Origin of the sequence: Bacillus sp. J33, assembly GCF_000518885.1 — a bacterium.
Taxonomy (GTDB): domain Bacteria; phylum Bacillota; class Bacilli; order Bacillales; family Cytobacillaceae; genus Cytobacillus.
Map to the genome: position 1 here is coordinate 1 of NZ_JAEL01000033.1, position 18,099 is coordinate 18,099.

At 42.0% G+C, this 18,099-nt stretch carries 15 protein-coding genes; 10 read left to right on the plus strand and 5 right to left on the minus strand.

Annotated features, from left to right (window positions below; translation table 11 throughout):
* Positions 1-193: 193 nt before the first annotated feature.
* Entirely contained in the window at positions 194-1,126 is a 933-nt protein-coding gene (locus L634_RS0111745) for a manganese-dependent inorganic pyrophosphatase (protein WP_026582616.1), read from the minus strand.
* Between the two features lie 182 nt (positions 1,127-1,308).
* On the opposite strand from L634_RS0111745, the gene L634_RS0111750 reads away from it, so the two are divergent.
* The gene (locus L634_RS0111750; RefSeq protein WP_026582617.1) at positions 1,309-2,061 is read left to right on the plus strand and encodes a metallophosphoesterase family protein; all 753 of its coding nucleotides are present in this window, start codon (positions 1,309-1,311) and stop codon (positions 2,059-2,061) included.
* A 141-nt stretch (positions 2,062-2,202) separates the two neighbouring features.
* Here the strand turns inward: L634_RS0111750 and L634_RS0111755 are convergent, their stop codons facing one another.
* From L634_RS0111755 to plsY, 3 genes are all read right to left on the minus strand, one after another.
* Entirely contained in the window at positions 2,203-3,228 is a 1,026-nt protein-coding gene (locus L634_RS0111755; RefSeq protein WP_026582618.1) for an STAS domain-containing protein, read from the minus strand.
* 123 nt (positions 3,229-3,351) lie between these two features.
* Positions 3,352-4,011 (minus strand): DUF421 domain-containing protein, encoded by a 660-nt coding sequence (locus L634_RS0111760; RefSeq protein WP_026582619.1) that lies wholly within the window; start codon positions 4,009-4,011, stop codon positions 3,352-3,354.
* 105 nt (positions 4,012-4,116) lie between these two features.
* Positions 4,117-4,743 (minus strand): glycerol-3-phosphate 1-O-acyltransferase PlsY, encoded by a 627-nt coding sequence (plsY, locus tag L634_RS0111765; RefSeq protein WP_026582620.1) that lies wholly within the window; start codon positions 4,741-4,743, stop codon positions 4,117-4,119.
* 169 nt (positions 4,744-4,912) lie between these two features.
* Between plsY and L634_RS31035 the strand changes: the two genes are divergently transcribed.
* The 6 genes from L634_RS31035 to L634_RS0111795 all read left to right on the plus strand — a co-directional run bounded on the left by L634_RS31035 (position 4,913) and on the right by L634_RS0111795 (position 11,919).
* The gene (locus L634_RS31035; RefSeq protein WP_051428313.1) at positions 4,913-5,680 is read left to right on the plus strand and encodes a class I SAM-dependent methyltransferase; all 768 of its coding nucleotides are present in this window, start codon (positions 4,913-4,915) and stop codon (positions 5,678-5,680) included.
* A gap of 479 nt (positions 5,681-6,159) precedes the next feature.
* Positions 6,160-6,537 carry a hypothetical protein gene (locus L634_RS31040; RefSeq protein ID WP_051428314.1) on the plus strand — a complete coding sequence of 126 codons (378 nt, stop codon included), beginning with the start codon at positions 6,160-6,162 and terminating at the stop codon, positions 6,535-6,537.
* A 219-nt stretch (positions 6,538-6,756) separates the two neighbouring features.
* Complete coding sequence (locus L634_RS0111780; RefSeq protein WP_026582621.1) at positions 6,757-7,374, plus strand: TetR/AcrR family transcriptional regulator; 618 nt, start codon at positions 6,757-6,759, stop codon at positions 7,372-7,374.
* Between the two features lie 424 nt (positions 7,375-7,798).
* On the plus strand, positions 7,799-8,734 hold the full coding sequence (locus L634_RS0111785; RefSeq protein ID WP_026582622.1) for a diacylglycerol kinase: 936 nt from the start codon (positions 7,799-7,801) through the stop codon (positions 8,732-8,734).
* A 207-nt stretch (positions 8,735-8,941) separates the two neighbouring features.
* Complete coding sequence (gene rlmD / locus L634_RS0111790) at positions 8,942-10,321, plus strand: 23S rRNA (uracil(1939)-C(5))-methyltransferase RlmD (RefSeq protein ID WP_026582623.1); 1,380 nt, start codon at positions 8,942-8,944, stop codon at positions 10,319-10,321.
* Between the two features lie 128 nt (positions 10,322-10,449).
* The gene (locus L634_RS0111795) at positions 10,450-11,919 is read left to right on the plus strand and encodes a PAS domain-containing sensor histidine kinase (protein WP_232233758.1); all 1,470 of its coding nucleotides are present in this window, start codon (positions 10,450-10,452) and stop codon (positions 11,917-11,919) included.
* A gap of 544 nt (positions 11,920-12,463) precedes the next feature.
* On the opposite strand, the gene L634_RS0111805 is transcribed toward L634_RS0111795, so the two are convergent.
* Positions 12,464-14,380, minus strand: coding sequence for an alkaline phosphatase family protein (locus tag L634_RS0111805; protein ID WP_026582626.1), 1,917 nt, complete (start codon positions 14,378-14,380; stop codon positions 12,464-12,466).
* A 305-nt stretch (positions 14,381-14,685) separates the two neighbouring features.
* Between L634_RS0111805 and L634_RS0111810 the strand changes: the two genes are divergently transcribed.
* The 3 genes from L634_RS0111810 to L634_RS0111820 all read left to right on the plus strand — a co-directional run bounded on the left by L634_RS0111810 (position 14,686) and on the right by L634_RS0111820 (position 18,022).
* Positions 14,686-15,789, plus strand: coding sequence for an SH3 domain-containing protein (locus L634_RS0111810; protein WP_026582627.1), 1,104 nt, complete (start codon positions 14,686-14,688; stop codon positions 15,787-15,789).
* A gap of 404 nt (positions 15,790-16,193) precedes the next feature.
* Entirely contained in the window at positions 16,194-16,850 is a 657-nt protein-coding gene (locus tag L634_RS0111815) for a 5-bromo-4-chloroindolyl phosphate hydrolysis family protein (RefSeq protein WP_026582628.1), read from the plus strand.
* The gene (locus L634_RS0111820) at positions 16,847-18,022 is read left to right on the plus strand and encodes a toxic anion resistance protein (RefSeq protein ID WP_026582629.1); all 1,176 of its coding nucleotides are present in this window, start codon (positions 16,847-16,849) and stop codon (positions 18,020-18,022) included. Before L634_RS0111815 ends, L634_RS0111820 begins: the two co-directional genes overlap by 4 nt.
* The last annotated feature ends 77 nt before the right edge of the window (positions 18,023-18,099 follow it).

Here is an 18,099-nt window from a genome sequence, read left to right on the forward strand (position 1 = left end):
CAGAGTGTAGACAAACCCCTTTTTCAAACAGCTATTTAAAGAAAAAGGGGCTTTTTATCTTTTTTAACGGCATATTTAGGTGTGTGGATTAAGATAGAACCCCATATATTGATTGGGTAATAATGATAAAAAACGGCTGTCGACTTTGTCGACAGCCTGAAGCAGTGCCATTTTGAGGCACTGCTTTTTTATCTTATTTACTTGCTAAAACATTTGTCAGCGGCGGTACAATTTGCTTTTTGCGTGATACAACGCCTTTAAGAACGGCTTTGTTGTCTTCAAGTGTTACATTATATGCCTGCTCAACAGCATTTGCTTCCTTGCCGAGGGCGATAGCAACAGAATCGTTATTCAGGATGTCGGTTAAAACAAAGACGAATAAATCAAGCTCTTTGTTTTTGATATTCTCGGAAATCACTGCCTCAAGTTCAGCCTGGCGGTTTAATACGTCATTTAGGTCAACAGCGTTCACCTGAGCGATTTCAGTTTTATAGCTACCCATCTGGAATTCTTTTGCATCAAGGGAGATTAGCTCTTCAACTGTTTTTTTGCTTAAGTCTGCACCAGCTTTCAGCATTTCCAAACCATACTCTTCAGCATTAACGCCCGCGATTTCTGCTAGCTCGCGTGCAGCTGCAATGTCCTGGTCTGTGCATGTAGGAGATTTGAATAAAAGGGAATCTGAAATGATGGCAGAAAGCATTAAGCCAGCTGTTTCTTTGCTGATTTCGACTCCGTTTTCTTTGTACATTTTGTTTAGGATCGTTGCTGTGCAGCCAACAGGCTCAGCACGGTAATATAGCGGATCGCTTGTTTCAAAGTTTGCGATGCGGTGATGGTCGATCACTTCAAGGATTTTTACATCTCGAATATCATCAGCACTTTGCTGGAATTCATTATGGTCAACAAGAATGACTTCGTTAGCTTCCTTTGATACAGCCTCAACTAGGCGTGGAGCTTCCGCTTTAAAGTAATTCAAAGCATATTGTGTTTCCTCATTTACTTGGCCTAGGCGAATTGGTTCGGCATCAACGCCTAATTTGTTCTTTAATTCTGCATACGCAAGTGCTGAACAGATAGAGTCTGTGTCTGGGTTTTTGTGTCCGAAAACAAATACTTTTGACATAATCCTTACTCCTTCTATATGTATTGTGGGTTTTTTTCCTTTTGTTATTTTACCATATATCTAATGTAATGGCGGTATGGAGAAAAATCAAATATTGTAAATTTTTCGGGCTGTTTTTAGGGATGATAGAGGAAGCATTTAATTTGTGGAGAAATAGTTAGGTACGGTAAGGAGGAGACAATATGGGAAAAGTTGCAGTGATTTCAGATATACATGGAAATATGACGGCACTTGAGGCTGTTTTGGAAAATATCCGTGAACGCGGAATTGAGACGATCTTTTGTCTTGGTGATTTAATTGGAAAAGGCCCTAATTCCCGTAAAGCTGTAGAGAGGATCAAGGAAACATGTGAAGTGGCCCTTCTTGGCAACTGGGATGATTTTATCCAGAAGCCGGTGGATTTCGAGGAGGGGAAGTGGCATCAAAACCAGCTGGGAAAAGAAGGATTATCCTATTTAAGCACGCTGCCATTCCATCATGATTTTTATATGAGCGGAAAATATGTAAGACTGTATCATGCTTCAGCGAAAAGCATCTATCACCGGGTGGTGCCGATGCGAGACTCTCATGAAGAAAAGCTTGCCATGTTTGAGAATACAGAAAATATTGTTGCAGGCGAAGGCGGAAGGATACCGGATGTGGTCGGGTATGGTGATATCCATGCTGCGCTGATAGAACCTATCCATCCGCAAAAAACGCTTTTTAATGCAGGAAGTGTTGGAAATTCTCTTGATATTCCCCAGGCTGCTTATGCCATTCTGCATGGAGTATATCTTTCAAAGGAACCAGCTGCTTTTTCAATCGAAATTGTCCGAGTCCCGTATGATATTGAAAAAGAAATCGCGATTGCAAAGGAAATGGGAATGCCAAATCTTGAGGCTTATGCACTGGAATTGCGCGAAGCAAAATATAGAGGAGCACCGAAGAAGGTGTAAGACTGTACGGATCCATTGCTAAACGTGGAGGGGAATTTTAAGGCACAGAAGAATGATGTCTATCTCCAGACAGATTTTTTCATAATCAGGGCCAGCAAAAAAGCTGACTTTCTTGGTGATGGAGTCAGCCTTTTGCTTTTATTAATATATTTTCCGGCCTTTTTTAGAAAGGGCATAATAGATGCCATGCTGCAGGTTTGTGAAGCAGTTGAATTTGGAAAGATTGAAGTTCGTTTCAGTAATTTTTGTGCCGAGTTCCGGGGAGATGCCAACAAGGATGGTTTCGGTACCTATCAGGCTGGCTGCAGCAGCGAGCTTGCTTAGAAACTCTACAGTGTAGGCGCTGATGGCTTGGTTCAATCCGGTCAAATCCAGGATCAGACAGTCAGCCTGGTGCTTTGGCAGACTGTTCAGTGTTTTATCTACTAGTTCCTCTGAACGGAACTCATCATATCTTCCTAATAGCGGAACAACTACGATTCCATCCAATACTGGAATGACAGGAGAAGAGATTTCTTTTACAAGTTCCTTTAAGTCTCTTGTCCGATCTTCCACTAGTTTTTCAAGTTCACTGATTTTTTTCGATTCCTCCCGTCTGGCAAGTGCATGGATGTTTTCCTCCACGGTAACTGTTGAAGGGAAATAATCCAGTTCAGTGTAATTATGTTCACCTAATTGGTCTGTAACTTTTCTATACCAAAGGCTTGTACCAAACACAGCGGAAAAGATGCCGGCAAAGTGCCCCGGCAGGAATGTTCCGGATTCAGATTTTCCTTGTTCTTTATTTATCTTATATTCCCAGCTATCCACCGTACGGACTTTAGCAGTTTTCGCTTCCGGATCCAAATCGGTTATTATGAATTTTCCCCAGCCGGCTGAGGCATAAATTCGAGGAATAATATTGGCGACTTCCTCCACAGGAAGATCCATCTTTCTAAAAAATTCACCTACTGCCATTCCTTGCCTGAATCCTGTGGTTTCAAGGACAAGGCTTGAAGTTTCTTTTCCCGATATCTCTTCAATGGTATCAAAAAAGCTTTTCATGGCTGACTTAATCCAAAAAAGGACGGCCTCTTCCCCTTCAAAATTGAAGAGTCCTTTATCCAAGTCCCAGCTATAATCAAATCCATCTATTTTAGTTTGAAGCACTAAGCCTTCTACTGTCATACCATTACCCCCTGATATGGATATGTAGTGTATTTTAAAAGCAATGTACTTATCTCCTGGAAAACCGCACTAGCTCATTTCATTTACCCATTTTTTAAAAAGAAAAACCTCTTTTATAAAATTTTATCGGCGTCTGTTAATATATAGCTTCTTTGATTTTTCATTTACATAGGCGTACATGATCTCATCTTTATGAATATGGTTATTACGGAGCTGTTCGAGCAGCCAATCTTTTGTTTGTCCAAGCAATTGGAGGTTTCGCTTCTGGATTTTCCCGTCAACAATAACGGCAATCGGAAGGCCTTCATCCTGAATGGAAATATTTAAATGTTCAACAGTCACCGGGGTATTCGCTGCTTTTGGTATAATGCTAATTTCTCCAATTGGCTCCAGGATGGCATAATCGACATCGGCAATTTTGGGAAACCCTTTGCTTCTAAGTATGGCGAGAAGCTGTGAAACAGAAAGATGTGATTTTTCTAGATTATCCTCAAGAATCTCGCCATTTTTGATCAGCATTGTAGGTTCTCCAAGGAAAAAGCGGTTGCCGACTTGATTAAGCGTTAGATAGGAAAATAATATATGCAGTCCTACAAGAATGGCTAAGGCTGCCAGTGTCGGAAGGTACTCTGTACTTATAAGAGGCTCTGAGGCGACTGTCCCAACAATGATAATGGCAACCAAATCATATGGGGTCATTTGGATTATGGTTGATTTCCCCATCAATCTCATGATCATGATAGTTATTAAGTATATACTTAATATTTTTAGGATCAACAACATAAAGAAGCTCCTTTAAATGAATTATTATTCAAAGGATTTGCTACATTTGTTCCTTTCATGTGAGAAATTGTAAAAATGCCCGGATTAACAGAATCCGGGCATTGTTTACGCACGTTTTTTAGTATCTCTCGGAGGAATCCGATCGTTTTTAAGACTTTTGTCGGTAATTTTGGGCTCCGTTTTATTAATAAAGTTCTTAATGTTAGACCGGTGCAGAAAAATTAGAAATAAAAGGAAAATAGAAAAGATAAGTTCATGTTCACGCCCGGGTGTAAAAAGGGAATAAACCAATAAAGAAACACCTACTGATAAGGAACCATAAAATACATATTTAGTAAAATAAATGACTGCAATAAAAGAAATATAGGCTATAAAAAACATCCAGATATTAGCGATAATCAATACTCCTGCTGTGGTAGCGATAGCTTTCCCGCCCCGGAAACCAGCAAAAATAGGAAAACAATGCCCGACAACAGCAGCCAGGCCAACCATTAGCAGCTCAGCATCCGTGTGCAGCAGGAGTGGCAATGCGGCTGCAAATGCCCCTTTTCCGATATCGACTAGCAAGACCACGATTGCCGCCTTTTTTCCAAGCACCCGCAGTGTGTTGGTTGCTCCTGGATTATTGCTCCCGTGATCCCGGATGTCGATATGAAACGCGTATCTGCCTACTAATAAAGCGGTAGGGATCGATCCAATCAAGTACGCAGCCAGATAAATTAGTAACGTCATCTTATCAATCCTTTTTACACAATATATTCACTATAGGCTGCATTTCGCCTACTCTCGCAAAAAATTTTTATAGAGCACCCTCTTTCATTGTCATTGTCTACAGTTTACCATATAATGGTTGTGTTTGAGTTTGTATTTGTAATTATTTGAATGTTCGGCGGTGAAGAGTATGGCAGTAGCAAAGGCAGGACAGGTAAGATCCCAAAACGAGATTCCAGCGGGTTTATTTGAAAGTTTAAACCTGAGAGGGATCAATTTTGATGGGAAGAAAATAGCAGATATTTGTTCAGGAATAGGAACTTTTACAAGAAAGTTAAGGCTAAGAAAGGCAGACGTAATTGGAGTGGAACCATCGGAGGATTTGCTAGAAAAAGCAAAGGAAATAAGTAGGGCAAGGTTTGAACATATTCCCTTTGTGAATGGAACAGCTGAGCATACAGGCTTGGAGTCAAGCAGCTATGATTTAGTAACTGTCTATAAGGCATGGCACGGGTTTAATCGGGAATTGGCATTGAAGGAGATTAAGCGTATTTTAATGCCAATGGGAAAATTGATCGTTTCAGATGCAGAATTTCTAAGAGGCAATGAGGCAGTGGAAGCTGCAATTAAGGCATGTGAGAGCTTTTATGGCAAAACATTGTGGCCAGCGGGCTCCAAGGCAAAGTCCGGACAGCTCATTAACAGTTTTCCTGTTAAGTGGTTCGCAGAATGGAAGAAAAATGGATTCGAATTAAGGGACTTTTACAAGCTGGACTATAGTGTAACCTTCAGCAATGAAATGTTGTTAAATGAGGTTTTGGCATCTTATAATGCACCGGCAGAAAATACAAAAGAAATATCATTAGCATTAACACAAGATTTGGACAATCAATTTGGATCCAGTGCCTCTCATGCTGTACCATATGCCAGCTATGTTTGTATTCTGGATTCTTATTAGCCCTCTTTTCATGAGGGTTATTTTTTTGCACTTTTCGTAAAGTCTGCTGCTTTTCGGGGTTAACCAACGGGCAGAATTTATAAGTAGTAACAACCGTTTATGAGAATAAAGCCTTTCTTTATATAAAAGCTCTGTTAAGTTTTCTTATTGATTTTTCGACAAAGTTGATTAAGAGTGGAAGGCGCTCGACTCCTGCGGGAGGAGGCTCACCGCCCGCCCCGCGGAAAGAGAGTGCCTGGAACGGAAATCAACAGCCCCATTTAACAGAGCCGATATAAAAAGTATTGAATTGAACGGTTGTCTCAATTATGATTATTTCGTCACTCAAAAAGAAAGATTTGTCTTCGTATATATGAATAGGATAATCTTTATATAGTGCATAACAGATGCCTGGAGTTTGACTAATTGTATACCCGGCTAAGTGAAAAATTGCCGGTATTCATAGGTGCTAAAAAACATTGGAAGGAGATGAAAGTTTCATGGATCATTATTCTTTGGAAGAATGGCTTAAGTATGTGGAAAATGAGCTAGGGGAAGAAGAGCGGGAAGCCTATGAAAAACATCTCTATACATGTGACCAATGTTTGGAGGTATATCTTGAAGCGATGGAAGAAGTGGAAAATGGATTGCCGGCAATGCCGCGCGAAGATGAATTTATCAATCTTGTCATGGCACAAATAGCTGATGAAAATACGGAGGAACTCAAGGAGTTAAATGAGGCAGGGGGTCAAAAGCGGCCATCCACAAGATTTGAGCGGTGGTTTCCAATAGCTTTTGCCTGTCTGCTGCTTATAGGCAACCTGGTGAATAGGCTGGATGGGTCTAATAATAAAACAGAAAACTTTGAGCACGATTAACTCTTAACTGGATGTTAAGGGTTTTCTTTTTTGTTATAAATATTTGAAAAATAGGGACAATTCTTTTAGAATTAAAAAAGACTAACAAGTCTATTTTAATATAAGGAAAATACGACGAAAATTACATAATGGGTATTCCTCTTCCATAAATTTAGAAACTTCAGGTAAAGTAAGGAGCAGAGCGGCTAACTCAATCATAATGATAAGGGAGGGAGCAAATTGACGCCAATCGTATCCGAGGAATATAAACGGAAAAAGAAAAAGGAGATTCTGGCTGGTGCACTTGCCTGCTTTGCGAAGAAGGGCTTTCAGGCAGCTGCAATTGATGATATTGTCGCCTATTCAGGAATTAGCAAGGGTGCCATTTATAATTATTTTAAAAGCAAGGAAGAAATCTATCTGGAGCTAATGAATGAGCAGACTAAAGCCGGGAATGCCAAGATTGTGGAGGAAATCTCCAATCTATCTTCAGCGAAAGAAAAGCTTGAGTATCTTTTTGAATTATACAAAGAAATGAGTCCGTTCAATCAAGAACGAAAAGATAAAATTACTGTTCATCTCGAATTTACATTGCACTCTTCCAGGGATGAAAATTTGAACAGAATTTTAAATGAAAGAGGAAAGAGGTTCTTTTTGGATCTAATTTCCAATATTATGGAAGAAGGGCAAGCTGCCGGGGAATTTCGTCCGGATGCTGACCCGATTCATGTTGCCAGCATGTTCTGGACTATTATGGATGGGGCAATGCTGCACAGTGTTCTAAACGAAGAATACCCATATAAAACGGTCATTCATTATATAAAAAGCCTTGTTATGAAGGATTTAATGCAGAATTAAAAGCATAACCCATTAGTCTTTTGGAAAAGCTGTTTTCGAAAGTTTGTTGCTTTTCGGGTGACTATCTAAGTTTAACCAACTGAACTGATTGTAACGGAGGCCAGTTGACTTTAGCGGGAAGAGAGGGGAGAGGGAGGCCCCACAGGCGAAGCAGGGGAGGCTCTCGTCTCTCTTCGCAGGTTCTAAGTGCCTGCAGCGGAAATCAGACGGCAGAATTTATAAATATAATCAGGTTATTTTTGAAGGAAGAGGGTATAATTCTTTTGTGCCATCTGCCACTTGAGAAAACATTCAGAAGTGAATAGAATAGATACCGGAAGTGCATCGCAATAATTGCTAAGCGCATTTCTATCCGCTATGATGTTAAAAGATGGAATATATAAACGGATTAAGACAAAGTTGATTAAATAATAGGATGATGGCTATGAAAAGAGCAAGAATTATTTATAATCCGACCTCAGGCCGCGAAATTTTTAAAAGGCATTTGGCGGAGGTATTGCAAAAACTGGAGGAGGCAGGGTATGAATCCTCATGCCATGCCACAACTGGCGAAGGGGACGCTATTAAAGCTGCACGGACAGCTGTCGAGCGCCGCTATGATTTAGTCATTGCAGCCGGCGGCGACGGGACAATCAATGAGGTTGTAAATGGTCTGGCTGAGCAGGAATATCGTCCGCGCCTTGGGATTATCCCGACTGGAACGACAAACGATTTTGCACGTGCACTCCATATACCAAGAGATGTAGAGGCGGCCACAGATATCATTGTAAAAGGAGATACCATCCCTGTTGATATCGGGCGGATTAATGAAAAGTATTTTATAAATATTGCCGGGGGCGGAAGGCTGACAGAGCTGACCTATGAGGTTCCAAGCAAGCTTAAAACGATGATCGGCCAGCTTGCATATTATCTAAAGGGGATTGAGATGCTTCCTTCCATCCGTTCAACTGAAGTAAGCATTGAGTTTGATGGAAAGCTGTTTGAAGGGGAAGTTATGCTTTTCCTTGTTGGCCTGACTAATTCTGTAGGCGGCTTTGAAAGACTGGCTCCCGATTCATCCATTAATGATGGAATGTTTTCCCTGTTGATTTTAAAGAAAACGAATTTGGCTGATTTTATCCGGATTGCTACTCTGGCTGTCCGCGGAGAGCATATTAAGGACCCGAATGTGATTTATACACAGGCAAACAGGATTAAAGTGCATTCCAAGGAAAAAGTGCAGCTAAATCTTGACGGTGAATTTGGCGGCCTGCTTCCAGCTGAGTTTGTTAATCTGTACAGGCACTTGGAAGTTTTTGTGCCAATCGATCAGATCCGTGAAGAAGATCGTCCGATAGACCGGGAAAGTCCGTATGAATAAGAAGAGTCCGCTCGAGGGAGCGGACTTTTTTATGTCATTAAAAATTCAATCAAACATTTGATTGAATTTAGTTTACCCTATGGCCTGCCTGTTCCAAGCGAGTTAGAGCATGAGGCCCCAATATCCAATTTCGTAATTGCCGCCGTTTTATGATACAATCTCTCTAGTCAAAAAGGCCACGGAACTAAGCTGAAAAGGAAGAAAAGAATGAGCAGAACATTACCGGTTCAAAAAAATGATTATATAGATGTTATTTTTGAAGATTTGACCCATGAGGGTGCAGGCGTTGCCAAGGTAGATGGCTATCCGCTGTTTGTGCCAAATGGGCTTCCTGGCGAGAAAGCAAAGGTAAAGGTAATCAAAGTCAATAAGGGGTACGGATTTGGGCGCCTGATTGAAACCTATGAAGAAAGCCCATACCGGGTTGAAGCTCCTTGCCCGATATATAAGGAGTGCGGCGGATGCCAGCTTCAGCATCTAAGTTATGAAGGCCAGCTGCTTGCTAAGGAAAAACAAGTCAGGGATGTGCTGACAAGGATTGGGAAGCTTGAAGGTGTAAAGGTACATCCGGTTCTCGGCATGAAGGACCCATGGCGCTATCGCAATAAAGCGCAAGTTCCGATTGGCGAGCAGGAAGGCGGCTTGATCGGCGGGTTTTACCAGCAGCGTACTCATCAAATTATTGATATGCAAGAATGCCTAATCCAGCAGGGAAAAAATGATGAGGTAGTGCAAAAAGTAAAGGAAATCTGCGGCCGCTATGGTGTCCGTGCCTATGATGAGGGCAGGCATAAAGGGGAACTTCGGCATGTGATGGCGCGCTACGGGCTTGTAACCGGCGAAGTGATGGTGGTGCTAGTTACAAGAACGAGCGAATTGCCTCATAAGCAGATGATTGTGGAAGAGATTGTCGCAGGCATTGGCGGCGTTAAATCCATAGTCCATAATGTGAATTCAAAAAAGACAAATGTGATTATGGGAGATATAACCCGTGTCCTTTGGGGCGAGGAAGTCATTTATGATTACATTGGAGATATTAAATTTGCCATTTCCGCTCGTTCTTTTTATCAGGTAAACCCGGAGCAAACCAAAGTTCTATATGAAAAAGCTCTAGAATACGCCGATTTGAGCGGAGAAGAAAAGGTCATTGATGCGTATTGCGGAATCGGGACGATTTCCCTTTTTCTGGCGCAAAAAGCGAAAGAGGTTTTTGGCGTTGAAATTGTCCCTGAAGCGATAGAGGATGCGAAGAGGAATGCTGCTATCAACGGAATCACCAATGTCGAGTTTGCTGTCGGGAAAGCGGAAGAAGTTATTCCGGATTGGTACAAGAAAGGCAATACAGCAGATGTGCTTGTGGTGGATCCGCCGCGAAAAGGCTGTGACGAGGCTTTACTGCAAACCATTCTTAGCATGAAGCCGAGAAAGGTAGTCTATGTATCCTGCAACCCGGGAACCTTGGCAAGAGATTTGCGGATTCTGGAAGATGGAGGCTATAAGACGGCCGAAGTGCAGCCAGTAGATATGTTTCCGCAGACGATGCACGTGGAGGCAGTCGCGAAAATAGAGCTGATAGAAAGCAACTAACCTTCGGGTCAGTTGCTTTTCTATTTATAGAAAAAAGTTTTCTGTCAAAATCTTGAGTATCCCTAACAAATCTATGTTTTTTACCTAAAAATTCTGTAAAATAGAGTTGAAAGAGGTAATTGAATGGGGTGAGCTCATTGATAAATGGTTTCCCGATTCTTGGGAATGACGGTGATTCGATTTATTCCAATCCTGATGAGTTAATCGATTTGTTTCTGAATTGTACTGCCGATGGGGTTGCCATAATTGATATGGAAAACCGCTTTATTAGAGTAAACCATATGTATACAGTCATTTTTGGCTATACCGAAAAAGAAGTGATCGGAAAAAAGTTTACAGAGTTTCAACATCCGGAAGAAGTAAAGAATATTATTAAACTCGTTAAACTTGGGAAAGTGTACAGCAATGTCATGACACAGCGCTATCACCAGAATGGTTCGGTTTTGGATATATCGGTATCGTACTCTCCCTTCCGGAATTCAAAGGGCAAAATTATTGCTGTCCTGGCTATTTTCCGTGATATGACTGAATTAAAGCTCATGGAAAGGGAGCTAAGGAAAACCCGGGAATTATATGATTTGATTACGAAGAATACGACAGATATGATTAAAGTTTATAAGAAGGACCAAATCCTGATTTACGCATCACCGTCACATGAAAAGGTTCTTGGCTATTCGCCAAGTCAGCTTGTAGGGAAGAATTGCTGCAGCCTCATGCCTTCGGAGGAAAAAGAAAATTTTGACAGGGTTTTTCAAAAGCTGCTGAAAACGGGTAAGCCGCAGCTGGCAGAAACAAAGCAGATTTCGGCCGACGGCGATATTGTCTTTGTTGAAACAAGCATTTCTCCAATTCTGAATGATAATGGAGAAATTGAGCTATTCGTCGCTGTGGGAAGAAACATTACAGATAGGATTAATAATGATGCTGCTTTAAGGAATCTTGACCGGCTTTCTATCATTGGGCAGCTGGCTGCAGGCGTTGCTCATGAAATTCGAAATCCGCTTACATCTTTAAAAGGATTTTCAAAACTGCTCCAGTCCAGCGTCAGCCAGGAAAAGCAGGATGATTATCTATCTATCATTATGGAAGAACTCGATCGGATTGACATGATCGTCAATGAATTTATGTCGTTAGCCAAACCCCAGGCGATTGAGTTTGAAAAAAGGAATTTAGTCCCCATCCTGGAAAGTACCATCAATGTGCTTCATCCACAGGCTTTGCTTCACAATGTCCAAATTCAGCTGGACTATGATAAAGACGACATTGTGTTATTATGTTCTCCTCATCAGTTGAAGCAAGTATTTGTCAATTTCCTGAAAAATGCAATTGAAGCTATGCCGAATGGCGGCAATGTCTATATTGGCATGGAGAAGATGGACCATAACCGTGTGAAAATCTCATTTTCAGATGAGGGTCCGGGAATAGACACTGAGATGCTTGGTTATTTAGGTACCCCTTTTTACACCACTAAAGATAAAGGGATTGGGCTAGGGCTCACTGTCAGCAATAAAATCATCCAGGAACACAATGGGGCGATGAGGATCGAAAGCCAAGTGGGGGAAGGAACAACTGTTTTGGTGGAATTGGAATGCATATAGGATAAGAAGGCTCATCTCTTTTGGGGTGGGTTTTTGTTTTCGGGTGAGAGGCCGGTGTTTATAGGGGGCTAGGTGCAAATAAAGTCTCGTGGGTTTACAAGAAGAAAGACATATTTGAAGGTGCGCTCAAGTAGTGTGAGAGGAAAGGGAAGCACGTAAAGGAAGGAAAATCGCTCGTAAAGAGATGGAGTGACGCATAAAAGGGAAGTTCACGCTCGCAAAGAAGATAAGCCGGCGCACAAAAAGAAATGGCGCGAACTCAAAGGAAGGAAACGCGTAAAGAGGCCGAAAGAGCGAGCAAAAGAGAAGTCCGCACGAAGGGAAGCAATCCCTGCGCGCACGAAGGGAAACGCGCGTAAAGGAGATAATTCGCTCGTAAAGAGGCTGATAGCGCGCGCAAAAGAGAAGTCTCCGCGCGCAAGGAAGAGAAGCCGCACCCAAATAGGCAGAAGAAGCACCCAAAATTCCCCACACATCCGCCGCGGACAAAGTATCCTTACAAAAGTCCAAATAAAAGACTTTGCAACCCCGTAAGGCATTTTTCCTAATTAAGAGCATCCTCCAATACTTCCCCTTCCAGGAAGTCTGGGCTTGGTATACCTAATAGTTCGTATACAGTTGGTCCAATATCTAGTGTAGTGATAGAATCAATCTTTTCGTTATTTTTAAAGGAAGGTCCTTTTGCGAAAAAGACCGCCTTTAATTCTTTTCGATTAGGGTTTCCCCCATGGCTGCCGAGTTCGATGGCAGGCATTTCAGCTTTGGTCAGTTCGCTGCCCATCATATAGCCCTTGGCTGCAAGTATTAGGATTTCCCCCTGGTTTGGGTGCTGCTTTTCCTGTTCGCTTCCAGCTGCAATTTGATAGGGGGCTTCTTTTTTACGCAATAAATAGCTGAAAAGTTGCTTTGTTTTTTGGTCAAAGTCACTAAAACGCTTTTGTGCGATGGTGTTGCCAATATCTCCTAAATACTGTTTGAGTACTTCTTTTTTAAATGCTGGTTTTATATGATATTCGTTAAACAGATTTTCTACTTGCTTGGTAACCTTCTCTCTTTCTTCTCCAGATAGCTCTTTATTCATGTAAACCTGTGCTGCAGATCCGCTGGCAACGGCAATGGCTTTTGATTTTTCTTCATCAACGTTTCCTTTGCTGTCGGTTTTCAGAAGGCCTTCTTTCTTTAATAATGTATTTGGGGCAAGCAGGGTGTGTACCGGTTCCATTCCATGATCGGAAACGACCAAAAGGTGGTCATTGCTGTTCAGGCTGTCCAAGGTTTTCCCGATTACACTGTCTGCAATCTTGTACGCCCATTCAATATATTTCATATGCTTTCTTGAGTTTTCTTCTGTAAATTCCGGCTGTCTTGGATCTGACATTAAAAAATAATGTGATTCATGGTCGATTTGCGGGGTATAGAACATCAGCAGATCGGGCTGGTATCTTTCTTTTATATAAAGGGAAACATTAGTAGCCCACCCTGCAAATCGGGAACTGATTTCTTCATATTCGTTTCTGGAAATCCAGCCTTTTTTAAATGCTTTTGTGTCATCCTGGACAGGGAAGAAGCCAAATTTTGAAACGATTTCCTTTTCGAATCCCTCTGGCCCCTTAATGAGCCCTGATGTAATCGCAGTCCGGTAGAAGCTGGCCTTTTTAAGAGCGGGATCGGCCTTTACTTTATACCAAAAACCCGCTGATTCTCCCTCCACCTCGACAGGAAATGAGCTCCACTCATTTTCTTTTGCACCAGAACCGGCAGATACGAAAGGCCGGTTGTTTGAAATAATAAATCGATCATAGTTTGTTTTCCCGTCATTGGTGGTATCGATTGCCAAAATATAGACTTTGTTATTTTTAGCGTTTTTTAGTGGGAGTTTCAGTACTGCTTCCTTTATAGGGCTAAAGCTTTTCTCTGAGTATTTCCTGCTTTCAGCCTCTTTGAAATCCAGCTTTTCCATTGAACTTTCCGCCCATGTCTCACCGTAATAGACAGCATAATCAGCCTGCGATCCGGCATCAGGGTTTGAGCCTGGAAATAGGACGGTAGCGGTTTTTTTGCCGCTCTTTTTTGCCTCTTCCCAAAGCGGGCTCTTATCAAGAGGCTGATGGAAGGCGCTTTCTCCGTTTGCTAACTCCTTATGGGGATCCTGCCACTTATTGCTGACCATTCCAGTTTCGGAAGGGGTCGTCCCAGTTGCAATGGCCGCATGGGATGGAGCTGTGAGTGAAGGCGTAACTGTTTTGGAATCCCTGGCAGTCACTCCATTTTCCATAAGGGATTTAAGATGAGGGAGTTTGCCGTCTTTTACATACTTCTTCGCCAAGTCATTTCTCATCCCATCAAACGATATTAAAACGACTTTGCTATCCGGTTTCGTTGTTGCCGAAGCATAACCTGCCTCTGGGACAGCAACCGAACCCATCAATAAAAAGATTATATAAAAATAGTGCATTTTCATTATGGTCCTCCATGATGTATGAAAATTGGTACAAGAGGTTATTCCCTATTGTGGGCGGTGGTAAACAAAGAATTGCTGAGTTTTAATTTTCTATCCTTTAACTCTTTTCAATTTTGCTGGACCTAAGAGGGGCTATTTTGCGGAGGCCAATTATCCTGCAGGGCAGGAAAAAGCTAATCCATTCGTTTCAATTAAATTTTTCCAGTCCCAAAAAGGTAGACTGGCTGTTTTATAATCTTTATTTTAATAGTAGTTCGCAAGATTCGACAGAATTAATATAATTTTCATGCGCAGGAGGAGAGAGAGTGGCTAATTTGAAAGGAATGTATAAGAACAGGGCTCTATTAAAGGGGACAGCTGCAGCTGCTGTTTTAATAGGAGGAGTATTTTCGCCGTCTTTTCCTTTTTCTTCTGTCCAGACAGTGGCGGAAGCAGCTTCATCATCTTACATAGTGGATGCGTCAAGCCTTAATGTCCGCTCAGGACCCGGTACAAATTATAAGCGTATAGGCAGTTTGCCTCAAGGAAGCAGTATACAGGCAATCCAGAGGCTGAACAACGGATGGTACGAAATTTCATACAATGGCCAGAAAGGCTATGTAAGCGGTCAATACGTGAAAACGGATGAAAAGCTTTATCGGGTAGATGCAACTGCACTTAATGTCCGCAAGGGCCCCGGCTTGGATTATAGCAGGATCGGCCTCTTGAAGAACGGGACTGTTCTTAGCGTTATACATAAGGAAAGCAATGGATGGTATAAAATTTCCTATAATGGAGGTACTGGCTATGTGAGCGGTGAGTTTGTAGCGGCTGGCGATCCCCAGCTGGCCAAGCTTAATGTTCCGCTTATTGCTCAGCGGCCAGAGCTGCCAAGCGGATGTGAAGTAACGTCCCTTGCCATGGCTTTAAAATATTATGGAATAAATGTCAGCAAAACAACGCTTGCCAAACAGATGCCGTATGACTCTACCAATTTAGTGAGGAATGCAGATGGGTCTATTAAAACGTGGGGAGATCCGGATGTCGGCTTTGTCGGAACGCCTTTTGGCAATGGCCACACAATCAACCCTGGACCGCTTAAAAAATTGCTGGATCAATATCGTCCGGGTGGAGCAGATCTGACCGGAAAAGACTTTTCAGAAATTGAAAAGCATGTTTCAGAAGGGAATCCTGTACTGGCCTGGTTTACGATTAGTCATGAAATGCCAAAACAGCGCAGCTGGAAGACGCCTGCAGGCAAGACAATCAATGCTCCGACTCCATTACACTGTATTGTGATAACTGGTGTGGATGCAGACTATGTATATTTTAATGATAGTGAAGCAGTTAAAAAAGATGTGAAAATGCCAAAAGAGAAGTTTATTAAAATATATAATGCCATGGGCAAACGTGCTTTGGCTGTGAAATAAATAGATTAGATATATTAATCAATAAAAGCATTTGCGGAAATTGCCGTAAATGCTTTTTTCTTTGTTTGGGAAATTATAAAATCCAATCATGTGAATAACATTGTTAAAAGTTGTCTGCATCTAGCTTCAGCACCAAGCCCCTCGGGTCAAGGCGCTTCCGCTTTTGTTCATATTGAGAAAAATATACGTCCCTGGTCTTAGTGATGATTACTATTGGGGTCTATGGCGGGGAAACGGGGTTTTTTGTATCGTTATACTTGAGAAGATTTTTAAAAGTGCTTTAATAGATTTAAGGACAGTTGCATATTTGTTGAAATGATGCTGTGTTTTTTCCCTGCGGATGAAACTTTATGTTTGCGAGTAACGTATAAATAAATAGGACTATGAGTCAGGAGTCGATAGAAATGAATTCTTTTGTAGCTTTAGCTTTTCGTTTGCTGACGGCCATTCCTTTGTCTGTCAGTGTTTGGCTGTTAAGTTATTTTGCTTTTGGCCAAACCTTTCTCCTTTCAGGTATATATGGTGTTGCAGCAGGACTGCTCACTTATTGGGCTGGAGGCGTGATACAGCGGCGCCGATTTTTAAAAAAGCATGGTTTGACGAGAAGGGAATACCAATATATAAAAAGAAACCTTGATGAAGCAAAGAGAAAGTTAACCCGATTGCACAAGGCAATGTTTTCGATCCGCCATTTTCCAACGCTGAAGCAGCGGATGGAATTCATGAGGGTGACGAGAAGAATATACAGGCTGACAAAAAAGGAGCCGAAGCGCTTTTATCAGGCAGAGCAGTTTTATTTTTCACATCTGGATTCTGCAGTAGAGCTGGCTGAGAAGTATGTCTTTTTGTCATCGCAGCCGAAAAAAAGCCGTGAACTTGATTTGTCGCTGGAGGAAACTCGGCGAACGCTTGATGCATTAACCCATCACGTGGAGGAAGATCTCCATCGGGTTATTGCGGAAGATATTGAACAGCTTAATGTTGAAATTGATGTTGCCAAGAATTCTATTGAAAAGATAAAAGATTCAAGAATTCAAGATGAAAGCAGGAGATTAAAATGACTGAAGAAAATCCGTCCCTGTTAAAGAATACAAATAATGCTAACTTGATGGATGACCTGCTAGCCGATCCGTTTGGGGAAAAGCAGGAGCTTGCCGCTGCACCATCCGGTGAAGAAAGGCGGGCAAGGCTGATTGATGTGATTCCTCAAGAAAACCGGGAAAAGGCTTATCAGCTGGCCAAGCAGATTGACCCGGCCAATCATCAGGCCATGATTTCATATGGTACGCCTGCACAATCCAAGCTATTATCTTTTTCCCATACAATGCTTGAACATGTCCGGAAAAAGGATGTTGGCGAGGTTGGGGAAATCATCAATGATTTGATGAAGAAATTCAATGATGTAAACCCGGATGAACTGAAGCCGGAGAAAGCATCCTTTTTAGCCAGGGTGTTTGGAAAGCTGTCCGGTTCTGTCCAGGAAGTGCTCTCCAAATACCAGAAAACAGGGGCACAGATTGACCGGATCAGCGTCAAGCTGGAGCGAAGCAAGAACCTTCTGCTGTCAGATATAGTAATGCTGGATAAACTTTATGAAAACAATAAGGAATACTTCCATGCTTTGAATGTGTATATTGCAGCAGGCGAGCTTAAGCTTGAAGAGCTCCATGAAAAGATTATTCCTGAGCTGAAGAAAAAGGCCGAGGAAACAAATGACCAGATGAAGTTTCAGGAAGTCAATGACATGATTCAGTTTGCGGACCGCCTGGATAAGCGCCTGTATGATTTAAAGCTGAGCCGGGAAATCACAATCCAAAGTGCTCCGCAAATCCGCCTGATCCAGAATACGAACCAGGCATTGGTTGAAAAAATTCAGTCGTCCATCATGACGGCCATCCCGCTCTGGAAGAACCAGGTGGCCATTGCGTTGACATTGCTTCGCCAGCGTCATGCAGTAGAAGCCCAGAAGAAGGTTTCTAAAACAACGAATGACCTTCTTTTGAAGAATGCCGAAATGCTGAAAATGAATACGATTGAGACAGCACGTGAAAATGAGCGGGGCATTGTTGATATTGAAACGTTAAAGAAAACGCAGGAGAACCTCATTTCCACTCTTGAAGAGACGTTAAGAATTCAGGAAGAAGGCCGGAACAAACGGCGTCAGGCTGAGCATGATCTTGCCAATATGGAAAATGACTTGAGGCAGAAGCTGCTGGAGATTAAGGGAGATTAGTGCCTGACTGCAGCGGGGAAGTTTCGATACGCTGATTTATTAATATATCCGAATGGTTGATAAATGGGTTCCCTTTT